Here is a 15,762-nt window from a genome sequence, read left to right on the forward strand (position 1 = left end):
CATGACGTGCCCTGAATACCTTGTTATGATGGAGATACCGGCCGTCATCCGGCTTGTCCGCACCAAGAATTTAATACTGTAAAGGAGTTCCTCATGAAACGACTCATTTGGATAGGATGTCTATCCTATTTTCTGATCGGCCTGGCTCATGTCGTGCTGGGATCGGTCCTTCCCGTGCTGCTGGAGCATTATGACCGCGAATACAGCGAAGGCGGGACGCTCATCTTCACCCAGTTCGCCGGTTTTCTGGCCGGTGTGCTCGTATCCCCGTGGCTGAACCGCCGTTTTGGTAAAAGGGGAGGGCTGCTGATCGCCATCGGCCTGCTTACGGCCGCCGAGCTGGTCTATACCCTGCTGCCGCCTTGGGAATGGCTGTACGCCATTGCCGTGTGTGCAGGCTTTGGTTTCGGCATGATCGAAGCGGTGATCGGGACCATTATTATTGCGGCGATTACTGATAAAACCGCTGTGGCGATGAGCCGCCTGGAGGTCTTTTTCGGGGTCGGGGCCATGGTCATGCCGCTAATCGCAAGCGGATTCATTACGGAAGGCTGGTGGAGGTTCTCGTTCCTCGTGATTTCGCTGATTGCACTCGTCACGCTGCTGTTCTGGTCGAAGGCCTCCTTCGGTGAAATCGATGCCGTGTTGAGCGCCAAAGGGTCTGCCGCTTCCGTATCCGGTCAAGAGCATTCCTCGGCCAAACGCTTCCCTTATCAAGGCGGAGCCTTCGGCATTCTCGTCCTCTTTATCGTATTCTTCTTTCTGTACGTCGGCACCGAGATGAGCCTGGCCAACTTTATGCCCGCCATCCTGATTGAGAAAATGGGCATGAAGGAAGCCGCCGCGGCGCTCAGCGTCACCTGCTTCTGGATCGCGATGTCCGTCGGCCGGATCTTTGCCGGCGTCGTTGCCGAAAAGATTCATTACCGGGTCTACGTGCTGTTCAGCTGCCTCATCACCCTGGTGCTGCTGATCGTGTTCCCGCTGATGGGCCAGGTATGGTCGGCTTTCGCGATCATCCTGCTGCTCGGGCTGTTCATGTCGGGGATCTTTTCGATTGCGCTCGTATTTGCGAGCAAGCTGCTGCAGGGCAGCGAAGAATCGACGCCCAGCATTTTGATCGCCTCCGGCGGCGTCGGCGGAGCCATCCTGCCGCTTATCATGGGCTGGAGCCTGGACCATCTGGAAGTAAACCAGTCGGCTTGGATGCTCGCGGTGTTTACCGCCGGCATGGTCGTGCTCAGCTTTGCGGCCTTCCAGCTGCAGCGGCGGAAGCTAGCTCACCAGGGCGGACTGCAGGGGTCGTCAGGTGCAGGAAAATAAGCCATTCAAATTAAATGCGGGCCAGCAGGTCCGCTTTTTTTTTATTTTTATATAACCACTAAAAATATATTTACAGGTTATATAAATGCGATTATAATCCAATTATAACTTGTAATAAAAATTTTAAAGGTTATACGAAGGAGATGGATTGACATGGAACTTCAAAAGCTTCCCTGGGCAGGCATTCGGGTGACGGCAGGAGCCACATCGGTGGTCATTGACCCGCTTTATCATTTTCCGGAAAGATACGCCCAGTCTCACGAAGCGCTCTTCCCGCTTAACGAATACGGCCCGGCAGATGCGGTGCTGATCACCCATGAGCATACGGATCACTTTGATCCCCAGGCCATCATCGATGCCTACGGGGCTGACATTCCCGTGTACCTCCCGCAGGAGAGCGTCCTCCTTGCCGAAAATAGCGGCCTCAACCGCGTAATCGGTGCTTCCGTCGGCGATGCCTTCCAAATCGGTGCGCTGGGCGCAGCCGCCACGTACTCCGTCGACGGGGTCGGAGACGTGCAGATCGCCTGGGCGCTGAGCGACGGCGAGCACCGCCTGCTCCACTGCGGAGATACGCTGTGGCACGGCTACTGGTGGAAGATTGCCGCGGCCCACGGCCCATTCGATGCGGTATGCCTGCCGGTGAACGGTGCCGTTCTGGAACGTCCTGATCGTCAGCCGCCCAGCGGCATGCCGATTACGCTGCTTCCGGAACAAGCGGCCGCGGCCGCACGCGTTCTCGGGGCCAAACGGCTGGTGCCGATCCACCATACCGCCATCCACCATCCGCCTGTATACCTGCAGACTCCCGATTGGCAGAATCGCCTGCGGACTGCAGTTGGTGATACAATGGACATAGCATTCCTGAACACAAAGGAAACGATTACTCTATAAAGGATGACGCATCATGGATAAATCCCCTTCCCGCAACGTGCTGGGGGGCGCCCTGTGGATCAATCTCGCCAATACGGTTCGCATGCGGGAGCATCGGGTCACGGATATGCTGGCGGAGCCAGGTTATTTAGACGAATGGCTCCACGATAATGAATTGCACGGTTTGAACAATACCGCAGGGGCCGCTTCAGCTGTGACGCGGGAAGACCTGCTGCCCGAACTGCTCCGTCTGCGCGGCGTGTGCCGGCTCGTTCTAGAAGACCTGGACCATGGTGGCTTGTCGGATGAGGCATTCGCCGCCATGGAGGCCGAAGCTTCGCGGTTAGACGTGGCGCTCCGGGCTGAGCGGGATGCACAGGGCACCCCCCTTCTCATCACCTACGGACAAACCGCCGTCCAAGGCGTGCTGTACCCCATCGTCCGCTCCCTGTTCGAGACGCTGGCAAGCGTATCTTCGGACCGCATCCGGATCTGCGAGCATGACGACTGCATCCTGCACTTTGTGGACACCTCCAAGAGCGGCAAGCGGCGCTGGTGCAGCATGGAAACTTGCGGCAACCGCCATAAGGCGGCCGAATTTTATGCGAAGAAGAAGCAGCGCGGGAACTAAAATAAGCCTGGGATCGTCTGATGGACATCCCGGGCTTTAGTCAAATGAGCCTGTTGCGTTATTCACTGCCCTTGATTTATATGGCGGACACTCAGCAGTTTAGCTCCTTTGTCCAACGACTTGTATGAGTATGTCGATAGGTACGTTCTTCCGACCTCTAACAAGTTCCAAGTGTTTTCATTATCGACTTTAATTTTAACTGGTCCTTCTTCTTTACTATGGGTTTTCTCGACGACAATCCAATATGTCGAGCCAATGAGCTGCTTATCGAGTATCGTTATGTCCCCTCCGCCAGACGTTGGCCCGGTACATGCTGTCAACATACACATGAAAAGCCATGCTGCAATTATTTTTTTCAGGACCCTCTCCCCCGTTCCTGACTGTTTCAATACCTAACGAAGCCACCAAACAGCCTATAATTTATAAACAATGATGTTTGCATAAAGTTGCCTTACAACTCGGATTTAAATGCTATAATGGCCTTAATTTAGGGCAAACCCATTACTTATAAGTACTATGAAAAGGAGCTTATACATATGGCTAATAAACGTTTGGATCATGTCGGCATCGTCGTACGGGATTTGGAATCAACCATCCGATTTTATACCGAGATCGTGGGCCTGGAGCTGAAAGGCCGGCTGACGCACACCAACGGCGTGTTCCAGCTGGCGTTTCTCGGCTTCGGGGACAGTAACGAGACGGAAATCGAGCTCATTCAAGGCTACAGCTACGACCTGCCTGCCGAAGGCACGGTGCACCATTTTGCGATCCATGTCGACGACATTCAGAAGGAATTTGAGCGGATCCAGGCGCTCGACGGCGTGGAGCTGATCGATCAGGAAATCGTGACCCTGCCCAACGGATACCAATATTTCTTTATCTATGGTCCGGAAAAAGAATGGATCGAATTTTTCCAGAGATAATCTGGAATCGGGCGGATGTCTGGACACCCCCATGGGGATGGACTATAATATGGGAGGAAAACAACCCGAAAACCTTATAGAATCCGGGGTGCTGGAATTGGCCGGCTGAGATTGTATCCCTTCAAGATACTGACCCTTTTAACCTGATCTGGGTAATGCCAGCGTAGGAAACCGTTTGTCACGGCATACAAGCCGTGCTGATCTTGCGCATATGAAGCGTCCCGTTTACGGGGCGCTTTTTTCATTCATACTAATGAAAAACGGGATTACGCCTTGCGAATGCTTCTATGATTCAGTCACTCAGATCGGCTTACGATTCTAAATATAACGGGGAGAGGGGATCACCGGTCGATGCTTCCACAAAAGAGAATAAGAACGGCCGGACATCAAAGGAGAGAGAAAGCCATGAAGAACAAATCCATCGGACTGCTGCTGGTCTGCATGCTCGTACTGGCGCTTGCCGGATGCGGCGGCGGCCAGAACAATACGGGCAGCGGAGAAGGAACATCCGCTTCCGACAGCACGGCAGGCCAGGATAACACCGCAGCGAAGCCGCTGAAGGACGTCAAAGTCGTCCTCGACTGGACGCCCAACACGAACCACACTGGGCTCTACGCTGCCAAAGACTTGGGCTACTATAAAGAAGAAGGCTTGAACGTCGAAATCGTGCAGCCGGGCTCCACCGGCGCCGATGCCATGGTCGCTTCCGGCAAGGCACCCTTCGGCGTTAGCTATCAGGAGAGTGTGACCCAGGCCCGCACGCAGGGCGTGCCGCTCGTCTCGATCGCCGCGGTCATCCAGCACAATACGTCGGGCTTTGCCGCACCGGTGGACCGGGGCATCAAGACGCCGAAGGATTTTGAAGGCAAAACCTACGGCGGCTGGGGCTCCCCTGTGGAGGAAGCCGTCATGGGCTCCATCATGGAGATCGACAAGGCGGACGTGAAGAAGGTGAAAATCGTCAACATGGGCGACGCCGATTATTTTACCGCCGTGAAGCGGGACATCGACTTCGCCTGGATCTTCTACGGCTGGACTGGTATCGAGGCGAAGCTGCGCGGCGAGCCGCTGGACATGCTGTATGTCAAAGATTATTCCGAGAAGCTGGACTACTACACGCCGGTTCTCGTAACGAACGAGAAGCAGATCAAGGACGACCCTGAGCTGGTTAAAGCGTTTATGCGCGCGACCGCCAAAGGCTATCAGTACGCGATCGACAAGCCGGAAGACGCTGCCAACCTGCTGCTGAAGGACGTGCCGGACCTCGATAAGCAGCTGGTGATCGAAAGCCAGAAATGGTTAAGTCCTAAATATCAGGACGACGCAGCCCGCTGGGGCGAGCAAAAGGAACAAATCTGGAAGGGCTATTCCGACTGGATGTACGAGCACAAACTGCTGGACAAACCGCTGGACGTGAAGAGAGCGTACACGAACGACTTTTTGCCGGAACAATAAGCCGCATCTAACCTAAAATACACGTAATCTTATCAAGAGAGGAAGTTGATTCGCATGGCCAATACGCTGTTAAGCATTCAGGTGATCCCGAAGACGCCGGGCAACGAAGACTCTTACGCCTACGTCGACCGTGCCATTGAGGTCATTCAGCAGTCCGGCGTGAAGCATGAGGTGCACCCGCTGGAAACGACAATGGAGGGCGAGCTGGAGGAGCTGCTGGACGTCGTGCGCAAAATGCACGAAGCTCTGGTGGCCGCAGGCAGCCCGAGTATCATCTCCCAAGTCAAAATCGCCCATAATCCCGGCGGAATCAGCATGGACAAGCTGACGGAGAAGTACCGTCCATGAGAAGCTGGTGGAAAAACGTATGGCCGCCCCTCGTGGCGGTCATCTTCTTTTTGCTCGTGTGGCAGCTGCTGACCTCCCTGTTCCATATTGAACAATGGATTTTGCCTGCGCCGAGCGACATCGCCCGGGAAGCCGCGGCCGCTTCCGGCGGCTTGTGGGAGCATGTATGGGCCACGCTGAAGCTGACCGTGTTCGGCTTCGCCATCGGAACCGCCATCGGGCTGGTCATCGCACTGATTCTGCATTTGATTCCGTTTTTAAAACAGGCGCTGTATCCGCTGCTCATTCTAAGCCAAAATATTCCTACAATCGCCCTCGCCCCCCTGCTGATGATCTGGTTCGGCTTCGGCCTCCTGCCCAAGCTGATCGTCATCACGCTCGTCTGCTTTTTCCCGGTGGCGGTCGCCGCCCTGGGCGGCTTGAAGCAGACCGATCCCGTCATGATGAACTACATGCGCATGATCGGGGCGGGCAAGGGCCAAATTTTCGCCAAGCTGGAGCTGCCCTACGCGCTCCCTTCCATCTTCTCCGGCATTAAAATCGCCGCCACCTACAGTGTCATGGGTGCGATTATCGCCGAGTGGCTGGGGGCCGACAAGGGCATCGGCTATTATATGATGCTGCAAAAATCGGGCTACCGCACCGACCGCATGTTCGTGGCGATCATGATTATCGTCGTGCTGAGCCTGTTGATGTTCGGGCTGATTGCGCTGCTCGAAAAATGGTTCGTCCGCTGGAAGCCGAAGCAGGGCTAGCGGGCCTGGCCGGAAAGGAGATATACCGTGATGAATAAAGAAACCACGCCCGCGCTGGAGATCGACTCCGTCAGCAAAAGCTTCAAGGAGAAGCGCCGGACGCTGCCGGTACTCAGCGACATTTCGCTGACCGTGGGCCAAGGCGAATTCGTGTCCATCATCGGACCGTCGGGAAGCGGCAAGAGCACGCTGCTGCACGTGATCGGCGGGCTGACCCGCCCGGATGCCGGCACAGTCCGGATGAACGGTGCCGAGGTGACCGGGCAGCAGGGGCATATCAGCTACATGCCGCAGCAGCCCGCCCTGTTCCCTTGGCGGACGATCGAGGACAATGTGCTGCTGGCCCAGGAGGTGCACGGCCCCGTCAGCCGGGAGGCCCGTGAAGACGCGCGGCGCTGGCTCGCCAAAGTCGGCCTGGCCGGCTTTGAGAAGGCGCATCCGCATACGCTGTCGGGCGGCATGCAGCAGCGGGCGGCCTTTCTCCGCGCGCTGCTCAGCCCGCAGGAGCTGATGTGCCTGGACGAGCCGTTCAGCGCGCTCGATGCGCTGACCCGCAGCGACATGCAGCGCTGGCTGCTCGACATTTGGGAAGAGAACCGCCGCTCGGTTCTCTTCATTACGCACAACATCGAGGAGGCGCTGCTGCTCTCGAGCCGCATTTACGTCTTCTCAAGCCGGCCGGCCGCGGTGCTGCACGCCATCGACGTGCCGTTTCCGCGCCCGCGGCGCGAGGAAGTGACGGAGGCTCCCGAGTTTCTGCAGCTGAAGCGTCAGCTGAGCGAATGGATGCGCGAGGAGCAGCGAAAAATGCAGGCTGCACAGCAAGGAGGTTCACGCCTATGAGCGGCAACCACAGCGAAGTAAACCCCGCAAACGGCCAAGAGATGGTCCTCGACCGGGCAGCAGCGGCATCCGCATCGCCGGCGGAGGCGAACCGGTCGCCGCTTGCGCCCTTGATCGATGCCCATATTCATCTCGATACTTATAAGGAGCACGAGATGCAGGCACTGCTCGGGAGCCTCACGGATGCCGGCGTCGAAGCCGTCATCGGCGTGTCCATGGATTTGGCATCGAGCCAAGCCAATCTGAGGCTTGCCCAGACTTGGCCCGGGCAGGTCTATCCCGCCTTCGGCTTCCATCCTGAGCAGCCGCTCCCTGCTGACCGCGAAATCGACGCACTCTTTGGCTGGATGGCGGAGCATGTGGATGACATGGTCGCCGTCGGCGAAGTCGGCCTGCCGTACTACTCGCGGCTGGAGGCTGCCGAAGCCGGGCTTCCATGGGATAACGGGCCGTACGAGGCGCTGCTTGAGCGCTTCGTACGTTTTGCCCGGGACCATAACAAGCCGATCGTGCTGCATGCCGTGTACGAGGATGCGGATATCGCCTGCGATCTGCTGGAAAAGCACGGCGTCTCCCGCGCCCATTTCCACTGGTTCAAAGGATCGGCGGACACCGTGCGGCGCATGGCGGATAGCGGATATTACGTCTCGTTTACGCCGGATATCGCCTATGAGGCGGAAATCCAGAAGCTCGCGCGCCGGTATCCCGCCTCCCAGGTGATGACGGAGACCGACGGGCCTTGGCCGTTCGAAGGGCCGTTCGCCGGTCAGATGACCCATCCCTGCATGACCGCGGAGGTGGCCCGCGTATGGAGCAGCATTCGTGGCGTCCCCCTGCCGGAAGCCAGGGCGCTGCTGCATGCCAATGCCTGCCGTTTTTACGGCCTTCCGCGCTAAATCAAAGAAGGGTCTGCCCGCTACGGACAGGCCTTTTTCTTTTTACAAACCCAGGATATGCCCTTAATACAGCTTCTGCTTGTTTTCAATCCGCTTGGTATCCAGATTCAGTTCCTGATAATAGATCATGTTTTTGTCCACCTTAGTCACGTTGAAAATGACACCGGTCTTCCGGGACGTTTCAGGGCCCTTCACCACGGTGACGGTCTCAGCGAACACCTCGTCCGGGTCCGGCACGGCTTTCAAGGAATCCACACTGATCTGGCTTCGGTACGTATTCGGATGCTTATCGAAATACTCCGTAGACCGAATCAACCTGCCATCCTCGTCCCATCTGGGCTCGCCGAAGGTGTTCAGCACAGCGTAGGACTTCAAATCCCCGGTATAGTAAAGTTCCGATTTATAGCGGTCGGGATTGCGGCTCGTTACCCGGTTGACGATAAAGTAAGGCCCGGTAGGACTTAGGGATACACTTGACTCCTTGGCGCTGTATGTATGCTTGATGACGAGCTTTTCCGTTTTCGCCTGATAGTCTCCGAAATAGACCTCGAAGCTGCTGCCGGCCGCCGATTTAATGTATACGTATTTTTGGGTGAGCCGGGAATAGCTCAAGCTTTTCACAGTCCCCGTGTTGGTCAGGGCCTTCATCTGATCGGCAAAAGAGGCGTTACTCCCCTGCACCCCCTGCTCCGCTGTTCCAGCTGCCCCACCTGATGGATGCCCGTTCTCCGCATTGCCAGGCTTTCCTGCCTCCTCGCCGGCGCCGATGGGAGCAGGAGTCCTTCCAAGGCCGTCATTCAAGCCGCCCGGTTCCGTGCAACCCGCCAAAGCCAGAAGCATACAGCATCCCGGCAGTACCATTTTGAATCTTGTCCGCATGTATGGCTGCTCCTTTTCCATAAAATGATCATTTCTATATCTTTCAATCTGGGATATGCGATTATAAGCATTATAGAGACCCCTGCTTGTCTATAAAAGGGCGGCTCCGTTACTTTTGGATGAAGGTTTTGTCACCATTCCTAAGTTATTTACCCAGGAAAAGGAAAATTGGCACAACAGACACAATAAAAAAAGAGACCTGCGCTTTTTAATCGCAAGCCTCTTTTTATATCATAATCGAGTTACGGCGGCTGCCGGTTTATTTTTTCATAAAGCCTTTACCGCTCAAAAACTCCCGCATATGCAGCCGGATTGGCTCGGCCAAACGATCGGCCATAATCTGCGACCATGGCGTATCCCGCTTGCCGCCGGTACGCTCGGACAGGTAGCGCTGCATCGTTTGGTCATATGCCTGCACCGGCTCCTGAATCCGCTCCTCCTGGTAACCGTTGCGGTGCAGAACCGCCTCCACCGGCAGACGCGGACGAATGCCCGGCTCCTGATCCGGCACACCCAGGCACATGCCGAATACCGGGTAGACAAGCTCCGGCAGGTTCAGCAGCTCGGACAATTCGGCGATCCGGTTACGGACGCCGCCGATATAGACGATGCCAAGCCCGAGCGATTCCGCGGCGACCGCCGCCGTCTGTGCCGCTAAGGCCGCATCGACCGTGGCCACGATAAAATTCTCCGTCGAATCCACGTACGACTCCCGGCCGGCCATGTGCCCGGCGGTGACCTGATCCAAACGGTGCAAATCCGCGCACCAGATCAGAAACACCGGGCATTCCTCGATATAGGCCTGATTGCCGGCTAATTCGGCCAGCTGCTTCTTCAGGGCCGGGTCCGTGGCCGCGATAACGCTGTAGGCCTGAACATTGCTGGAAGTGGAAGCGCACTGTGCCGCAGAAATGATCTCGTTCAGCTGCTCCTCCGTAACCGGTTCATTCTTGAACTTGCGGATGGAGCGGTGGTTTTTTATTAAGGATATAACCTCGTTCATCAGTCATACATCTCCTAACGCGAGTGGTTATTGTCTAGCCGCCTCATGATTTGTATCGCACCTGCAATCGCGTGAATACAGGCAGACATGGACCCTTTTATTATAAACCAATCCTCGTCCTTTCAAAAAATGGATGCGCTGTGTCCTCCCGTGTTCTATTTTTCATAGAAATCCATTAGAATGTATTTAGATGATTATCTAATTTCGCTTACGTTAAATCAATTGTTGTTTGTTAATCACGTTAACGATTTGAACCGCAACACGAACTGTCTATGCCAAGGAGGCCCCTTCATGAATCCGATTGCCACCAGCACCACCTTTTATCTCGTCAGACACGGCACCAAGGTCCGCGCCATAGGCGATGTCCCGCTTTCCCCCGAGGGAGTACTGGAAGCCCGTCAGACCGCCCGGCATTTAGGCCGGCTGCCCCTGGCCGCGATTGTGTCCAGCCCGCTCCGGCGGGCGGCGGACACGGCCGGATATATCGCTGAAGCGTCCGGCCTTCCCGTGCACACCGATGTGCGCCTGAGGGAGCGCGCCAACTGGGGCGACCTTCCCGGCCAAACCTTCGAAGCGTTTGTGCGCATGTGGGATCGATGCACCAACGACCGGGATTACGTCCCACCCGTCGGCGACTCCGCGCGGCAGGCCGGCGACCGGCTGTCATCGCTGCTGTCGGAGCAGGCTTTGCAGCATCCGGGCCAACATCTCGCCTTGATCACGCACGGCGGACTGATCACGGATTTTTTGCTCAATGCCTTTCCCGAGAGCGAGCTGAACCGCTGGCACCCCTCCTTTGTCTCCAGGCAGAGCGAGCTGGTGCCGGAGTGCTCGATCACGACCGTCCTGTCCGGCGGGCACGGCCGATTCGTTCTGGCCGGGTTCGCCTTCATCCAGCATCTTCAGAAGTAACCGGCAGCACAAAGCCCCGGCAGGGGGATTGTGGCAAAGTCCCTGCCAGGGCTCAGATGGATCCGTCCATGAAGCGCATGGCGATCCGTTATCTGTTGAGCGAGTTCACATCGAAACATGGCTTCATTACAGTGTAGCCATATCAATGACGAACCGGTACCGCACGTCGCTGCGAAGGACGCGTTCATAGGCCTCGTCGACCTGGTCGGCGCGGATCACCTCAATTTTAGGGGCAATGCCGTGCTCCGCTGAGAATTCAAGCATCTCCTGCGTTTCCCGAATGCCGCCTACGAGCGATCCGGCGATGCTGCGGCGGCCCATAATTAAGGAGAACACATTGTACTGATCCGGCTTGCCCGGTGCACCGACATTCACAAGCGTACCGTCGACGCGAAGGAGTGATAGATACGCATCAACGTCAAGATTCGCGGATACGGTGTTCAGGATGAGATCGAAACGGCCGGCCAGCATTTTGAACGTATCCGGATCGCTGGTAGAAAAGTAATCGTCTGCGCCGAAGCTTTGGGCTTCGTCTTTTTTACCCATGGAGCGGCTCAAAACCGTGACTTCCGCACCCAGGGCATGCGCATATTGGATCGCCAGGTGGCCGAGTCCGCCCATCCCCACAATGGCTACTTTTTTGCCGGGACCAGCGTTCCAATGCTTCAATGGGGAATACGTGGTGATGCCGGCGCAGAGCAGCGGGCTTGCCTCGCTCAACTCCAGACCTTCCGGGATCCGAACTACGAATCTTTCCGTAACGACGATCTTTTGGCTGTACCCGCCATAGGTCGGATTGCCGTCATAGTCCAGCGAATTATAAGTCTGAACGACGCCCTTCGTGCAATACTGTTCTTCCCCCATGAGGCAGTATTCGCACGCTCCGCACGAGTCTACAAAACAGCCCACGCCAACGCGGTCACCCACCGCAAATTGGGTCACTTCCGAACCTACGGCCGCTACGATGCCGGCAATTTCATGACCGGGAACCATCGGGAACATCCCCCCGCCCCACTCATCGTAGGCACTATGTATATCCGAATGGCAAATACCGCTGTAATGAATATCGATTAAAACGTCGTCCGGCCGCAGCTCTCTCCGCTCAATCGTTGTTTTTTCAAAAGGCTTTTTTGCGCCTGGGGCGCTGAGCACGCGTGTTTTACACATGTTATCTCACTACTCCTTTACTCATGGAATTGGATTGCCTTATGGGATTGCATGTTTAGCATAAATCTTAAAGTTCACTTTAAGTCAAGGGTATTTTTCCATCACTTAAAAGACCACGATCCTTTGGCATAAACACTTCCTATTCCTGAGTTCTTTACGCATATTTCGCTCAACATCCTCTGCTTTTCATACTGTGTTCCGTTTTCTCTAACAACCTGCTGCCTGTCCCATCGGCATTCGATCCATCCAGCCGCTCATTTCAGTTACTTCTGAACACCACTTATGCTAAAGTTAACTTTAACGACAAAAACAAAGGGGTGTATCCATGAACAGTATAAAAGAGGTCACGCAGATGACCGGAATATCGGCTTCCACGCTCCGGTACTATGAAAATGAAGGCTTGCTCCCTCATGTCAAACGCGATGAGAACGGGAAACGCCAATACGATGATGAGGACCTGGAATGGGTCCATTTCATTACCGCACTTCGGGCAACGGGCATGCCCATCGTGCAGATACAGAGATATGTCCAGTTGTATCAAGCGGGCGATTTCACCATTGCGGAACGTAAAGCGATGATGCTCCAGCATAAAAAGGATATTGAAAACAAAATAGCCGATCTCTACCGCAATTTGGATAAAATCAATTATAAATTGGCGCTGTACGACGTGCTCGAAGCTCAAAGGAATCATGCGGACATTAAAATTTAATCGAACCGGGCCATATTGCCAGGCATCAGTCCTGTTCAGGGCAGCCGGGGGAGATGATTTACACGCAAAAAGCCCAAGGGGCCGGCGTTTATCCGGTTCCCTTGGGCGTATTTGATGTGCAGCATATGCAGTTACACTAGCGACAGGGATAACCCTTGCCACCGCCGTTTAAGTCTAATCGGCGGCAGAGTCACAGCTTCACCCGTTGCAGGCGCAGCGCGTTCAGCACGACCGACACGGAGCTGAACGCCATCGCGGCGCCGGCCAGCCATGGCGCCAGGAAGCCCGCCGCAGCGATCGGGATGCCGACCGTGTTGTAGGCGAGCGCCCAGAACAGGTTCTGCTTGATGTTGCCCATCGTCCGGCGGCTCATCAGAATCGCGTCGGCGATGGCGTTCAGGTCGCCCCGCATCAAGGTGACGTCGGCGGCCTCCATCGCCACGTCCGTCCCTGTGCCGATCGCCATGCCGATATCGGCCGTAGCCAGGGCCGGGGCGTCGTTGATGCCGTCCCCGACCATCGCGACCTTGCGGCCGGCCTGCTGCAGCTTCTTCACTTCCTCGGCCTTGCCTTCCGGCAGCACCTCCGCCAGCACGCGGCGGATGCCGGCCTGGGCCGCAATCGCCTGCGCTGTCCGCTCGTTGTCGCCGGTGATCATGACGACCTCGATGCCCATCTCCTGCAGGCGGGACACCGCCTCGCGCGACGTCTCCTTGATCGTATCGGCGACGGCTACGAGCCCGGCATATCTGCCGTCCACCGCTACCAGCATCGCCGTCTTCCCGGCCTCCTCCAGCCGATTCATCACCGGAATGGCGCTGTCCAGCGCTACTCCTCGTTCGGCCATCAGCTTCCGGGTGCCGATCAGCACGAAGCGGCCGTCGACCCGGGCGGAGACACCGTAGCCCGGCAGATTGGCAAAATCCTTCGCTTCCGGCAGCGGCAGCCCTTTGCTCCGCTCCTGCCCGCCCGTCACGATGGCTTCCGCCAGCGGATGCTCGGAATGTTTCTCGACCGCGGCAGTCATCCGCAGCAGCGACTGCTCGGTCATGAGCGGCGCGGGCACCACGTTCGTCAGCTGCGGCTTGCCGCTCGTCACGGTGCCGGTTTTGTCCAGCACCACCACCTGGACGTCCTGCGCCGACTCCAGATGCTCCCCGCCCTTAAACAGGATGCCGAACTCCGCGGCCCGGCCGGAGCCGGCCATGATGGAGGTCGGCGTCGCCAGCCCGAGCGCACACGGGCAGGCAATGACGAGCACCGCGATGGCCTTCTCCAAGGCAGGGGCAAAGTGGCCCGGGTCCACAAGGAAGTACCAGGCCAGCCCGGTTACAATCGCTATGCCGACCACGATCGGTACGAAGATGCCGGAAATGACGTCGGCGATCCGCTGGATCGGTGCCTTGGAGCCCTGCGCCTCCTCCACCACCTTGATGATCTGGGCCAGCGCCGTCTCGCTGCCGACCTTCGTCGCCCGGATGCGCAGCACGCCGTTCTTGTTCAGCGTGGCGCCCACGACGTTGTCCCCGGCCCGTTTCTCGACCGGGAGGCTTTCGCCGGTAAGCATCGACTCATCTACAGAGGACGATCCTTCGAGTACCCGCCCGTCCACCGGGATCTTCTCCCCGGGACGGACGATCACGGTATCGCCGGCGGCCACGTCCGCGACCGGGATGCTGACCTCCTTCCCGTCCCTCAGAACGAGCGCCGTTTTGGCCTGCAGCCCCATCAAGCTTTTGATCGCCTCCGAGGACCGGCCTTTGGCAAGCGCCTCAAACCACTTGCCCACCAGAATCAGCGTGATCAGAATGCTGCTCGTCTCATAATACATTTCCACCGAATGGTTCATTCCCATCGCGGCGGAGGCAATCGTCAAATACAGACTGTAAAAATAAGCGGCCGATGTACCCAGAGCGACCAGCACGTCCATGTTAGCGCTCCAATTGCGCAGCGCTTTATAGGCTCCGACATAGAACTGCCCGCCAATGATGAACTGTACCGGCGTAGCCACGATCAGCTGGAACCACGGGTTCATGAACAGCGAGGGTACCGGGATCCATGCCGTAAAGGAAAAGTGGCCAACCATCGCCCATAGCAGCGGCAGGGAGAGAATGGCCGACATCATCCACTTCCACCGCTTGTGCTGGATCTCCTGACGGCGGAGCTCGGCGGTATCCTTGGCTTCCTGCTTCGGAATCGCCTTGTACCCGAGCTGCTCCACCTTATGCATCATGTCCTGCACGGTCACCGTCCCCGGCATATATTCCACCCGGGCCGTTTCCAGCGCCAGATTGACATTCGCCTCCGTCACGCCGGACAGCCGGCCGAGCCCCTTCTCGATCCGGGTCGCGCAGGCCGCGCAGGTCATTCCCGTAATGTCAAAATCCATCGTTTCCTTCATCGTGCCGTAACCGAGCGATACGATTTTGTCTTCCAGCTGCTTCAGATTTGTCTGCTTCGGATCATAGGTGACGGAGGCCTTCTCCAATGCCAGGTTCACGTTCGCCCGGCTGACGCCTTCCATCCGGCCTAGCCCCTTCTCAATCCGGGCTGCGCAGGCCGCACAGGTCATTCCCGTAATGGGCAGGGTCGTATGCTTCTCCGATTGATCCGGCGTATGCTGTTCCATAGCCGCGTCCTCTCCTTTCCCCAAGTCTATGGCATACCCCAGCGGGGTATAAACTAGAGTCAAAAAAGGCAGCGCCCGCAAATCACGTAAATTCGCATCGCTGCCTGGTATAAGCGGAGGACATCCTCGCCTCCGTTATCTTCTGAAACTCGTATTCGAGGCGTAACATCCGCCTGATCTAATGTTTAGACAACATCGTAGCCTTGATCCTCAATCGCTGCCTTAATGGTGTCCAGGCTTACCTTGTTCTCGTCGTAGTCCACAGTCACCGTATTGGACGGCAAGTCAACCTTGCCTGCGGCGCCGGCATTCTTCACCGCGCCTTCTACCGCATTGACGCAGTGGTTGCACGACATGCCTTGAACGTTAAGCGTAACCTGTTTCATCATATATTCCTCCTTAAGTTGGATAATCCC

16 protein-coding genes and 1 riboswitch are annotated in these 15,762 nt (G+C 56.7%); of the genes, 11 read left to right on the plus strand and 5 right to left on the minus strand.

What is annotated here, in order from left to right:
* The first annotated feature begins 15 nt into the window (after positions 1-15).
* From GCU45_RS14760 to GCU45_RS14800, 9 genes are all read left to right on the plus strand, one after another.
* Entirely contained in the window at positions 16-1,323 is a 1,308-nt protein-coding gene (locus tag GCU45_RS14760) for an MFS transporter (protein ID WP_280117555.1), read from the plus strand.
* 153 nt (positions 1,324-1,476) lie between these two features.
* Positions 1,477-2,217 carry an MBL fold metallo-hydrolase gene (locus GCU45_RS14765; RefSeq protein ID WP_152399475.1) on the plus strand — a complete coding sequence of 247 codons (741 nt, stop codon included), beginning with the start codon at positions 1,477-1,479 and terminating at the stop codon, positions 2,215-2,217.
* A 13-nt stretch (positions 2,218-2,230) separates the two neighbouring features.
* A complete protein-coding gene (locus GCU45_RS14770; RefSeq protein WP_152399476.1) occupies positions 2,231-2,827 on the plus strand; it encodes a CGNR zinc finger domain-containing protein in 597 nt (198 codons plus the stop codon).
* Positions 2,828-3,363: 536 nt separating this feature from the next.
* Positions 3,364-3,750, plus strand: coding sequence for a VOC family protein (locus GCU45_RS14775; protein WP_116232908.1), 387 nt, complete (start codon positions 3,364-3,366; stop codon positions 3,748-3,750).
* Between the two features lie 74 nt (positions 3,751-3,824).
* Positions 3,825-3,937, plus strand: a riboswitch (TPP riboswitch).
* Between the two features lie 218 nt (positions 3,938-4,155).
* A complete protein-coding gene (locus GCU45_RS14780) occupies positions 4,156-5,205 on the plus strand; it encodes an ABC transporter substrate-binding protein (RefSeq protein WP_152399477.1) in 1,050 nt (349 codons plus the stop codon).
* Between the two features lie 54 nt (positions 5,206-5,259).
* On the plus strand, positions 5,260-5,553 hold the full coding sequence (locus GCU45_RS14785) for a thiamine-binding protein (RefSeq protein ID WP_076172706.1): 294 nt from the start codon (positions 5,260-5,262) through the stop codon (positions 5,551-5,553).
* Positions 5,550-6,308, plus strand: coding sequence for an ABC transporter permease (locus GCU45_RS14790; protein WP_152399478.1), 759 nt, complete (start codon positions 5,550-5,552; stop codon positions 6,306-6,308). The genes GCU45_RS14785 and GCU45_RS14790 overlap by 4 nt, the downstream gene beginning before the upstream one ends.
* Positions 6,309-6,338: 30 nt before the next feature.
* Positions 6,339-7,151 carry an ABC transporter ATP-binding protein gene (locus GCU45_RS14795; protein ID WP_152399479.1) on the plus strand — a complete coding sequence of 271 codons (813 nt, stop codon included), beginning with the start codon at positions 6,339-6,341 and terminating at the stop codon, positions 7,149-7,151.
* Positions 7,152-7,192: 41 nt separating this feature from the next.
* Entirely contained in the window at positions 7,193-8,047 is an 855-nt protein-coding gene (locus GCU45_RS14800; protein ID WP_152403091.1) for a TatD family hydrolase, read from the plus strand.
* A 63-nt stretch (positions 8,048-8,110) separates the two neighbouring features.
* On the opposite strand, the gene GCU45_RS14805 is transcribed toward GCU45_RS14800, so the two are convergent.
* Together GCU45_RS14805 and nfsA are read right to left on the minus strand one after the other, a co-directional pair.
* Positions 8,111-8,926 carry a hypothetical protein gene (locus GCU45_RS14805; RefSeq protein ID WP_152399480.1) on the minus strand — a complete coding sequence of 272 codons (816 nt, stop codon included), beginning with the start codon at positions 8,924-8,926 and terminating at the stop codon, positions 8,111-8,113.
* A gap of 259 nt (positions 8,927-9,185) precedes the next feature.
* The gene (gene nfsA, locus GCU45_RS14810; RefSeq protein WP_152399481.1) at positions 9,186-9,929 is read right to left on the minus strand and encodes an oxygen-insensitive NADPH nitroreductase; all 744 of its coding nucleotides are present in this window, start codon (positions 9,927-9,929) and stop codon (positions 9,186-9,188) included.
* A gap of 180 nt (positions 9,930-10,109) precedes the next feature.
* On the opposite strand from nfsA, the gene GCU45_RS14815 reads away from it, so the two are divergent.
* Complete coding sequence (locus GCU45_RS14815) at positions 10,110-10,841, plus strand: histidine phosphatase family protein (protein ID WP_244364073.1); 732 nt, start codon at positions 10,110-10,112, stop codon at positions 10,839-10,841.
* Between the two features lie 126 nt (positions 10,842-10,967).
* Here GCU45_RS14815 and GCU45_RS14820 read toward each other — a convergent pair whose 3' ends face one another.
* Positions 10,968-12,008: an NAD(P)-dependent alcohol dehydrogenase gene (locus GCU45_RS14820; RefSeq protein WP_152399482.1), complete on the minus strand. Its 1,041-nt coding sequence runs from the start codon at positions 12,006-12,008 to the stop codon at positions 10,968-10,970.
* Between the two features lie 325 nt (positions 12,009-12,333).
* On the opposite strand from GCU45_RS14820, the gene GCU45_RS14825 reads away from it, so the two are divergent.
* Complete coding sequence (locus tag GCU45_RS14825; protein WP_145161577.1) at positions 12,334-12,717, plus strand: MerR family transcriptional regulator; 384 nt, start codon at positions 12,334-12,336, stop codon at positions 12,715-12,717.
* A 190-nt stretch (positions 12,718-12,907) separates the two neighbouring features.
* On the opposite strand, the gene GCU45_RS14830 is transcribed toward GCU45_RS14825, so the two are convergent.
* Both GCU45_RS14830 and GCU45_RS14835 read right to left on the minus strand, forming a co-directional pair.
* The gene (locus GCU45_RS14830) at positions 12,908-15,346 is read right to left on the minus strand and encodes a heavy metal translocating P-type ATPase (RefSeq protein ID WP_152399483.1); all 2,439 of its coding nucleotides are present in this window, start codon (positions 15,344-15,346) and stop codon (positions 12,908-12,910) included.
* A 185-nt stretch (positions 15,347-15,531) separates the two neighbouring features.
* The gene (locus tag GCU45_RS14835) at positions 15,532-15,732 is read right to left on the minus strand and encodes a copper ion binding protein (protein WP_076172696.1); all 201 of its coding nucleotides are present in this window, start codon (positions 15,730-15,732) and stop codon (positions 15,532-15,534) included.
* Positions 15,733-15,762 lie beyond the last annotated feature (30 nt).

The sequence above is a fragment of the Paenibacillus cellulositrophicus genome (assembly GCF_009363095.1).
GTDB lineage: Bacteria > Bacillota > Bacilli > Paenibacillales > Paenibacillaceae > Paenibacillus_AQ > Paenibacillus_AQ favisporus.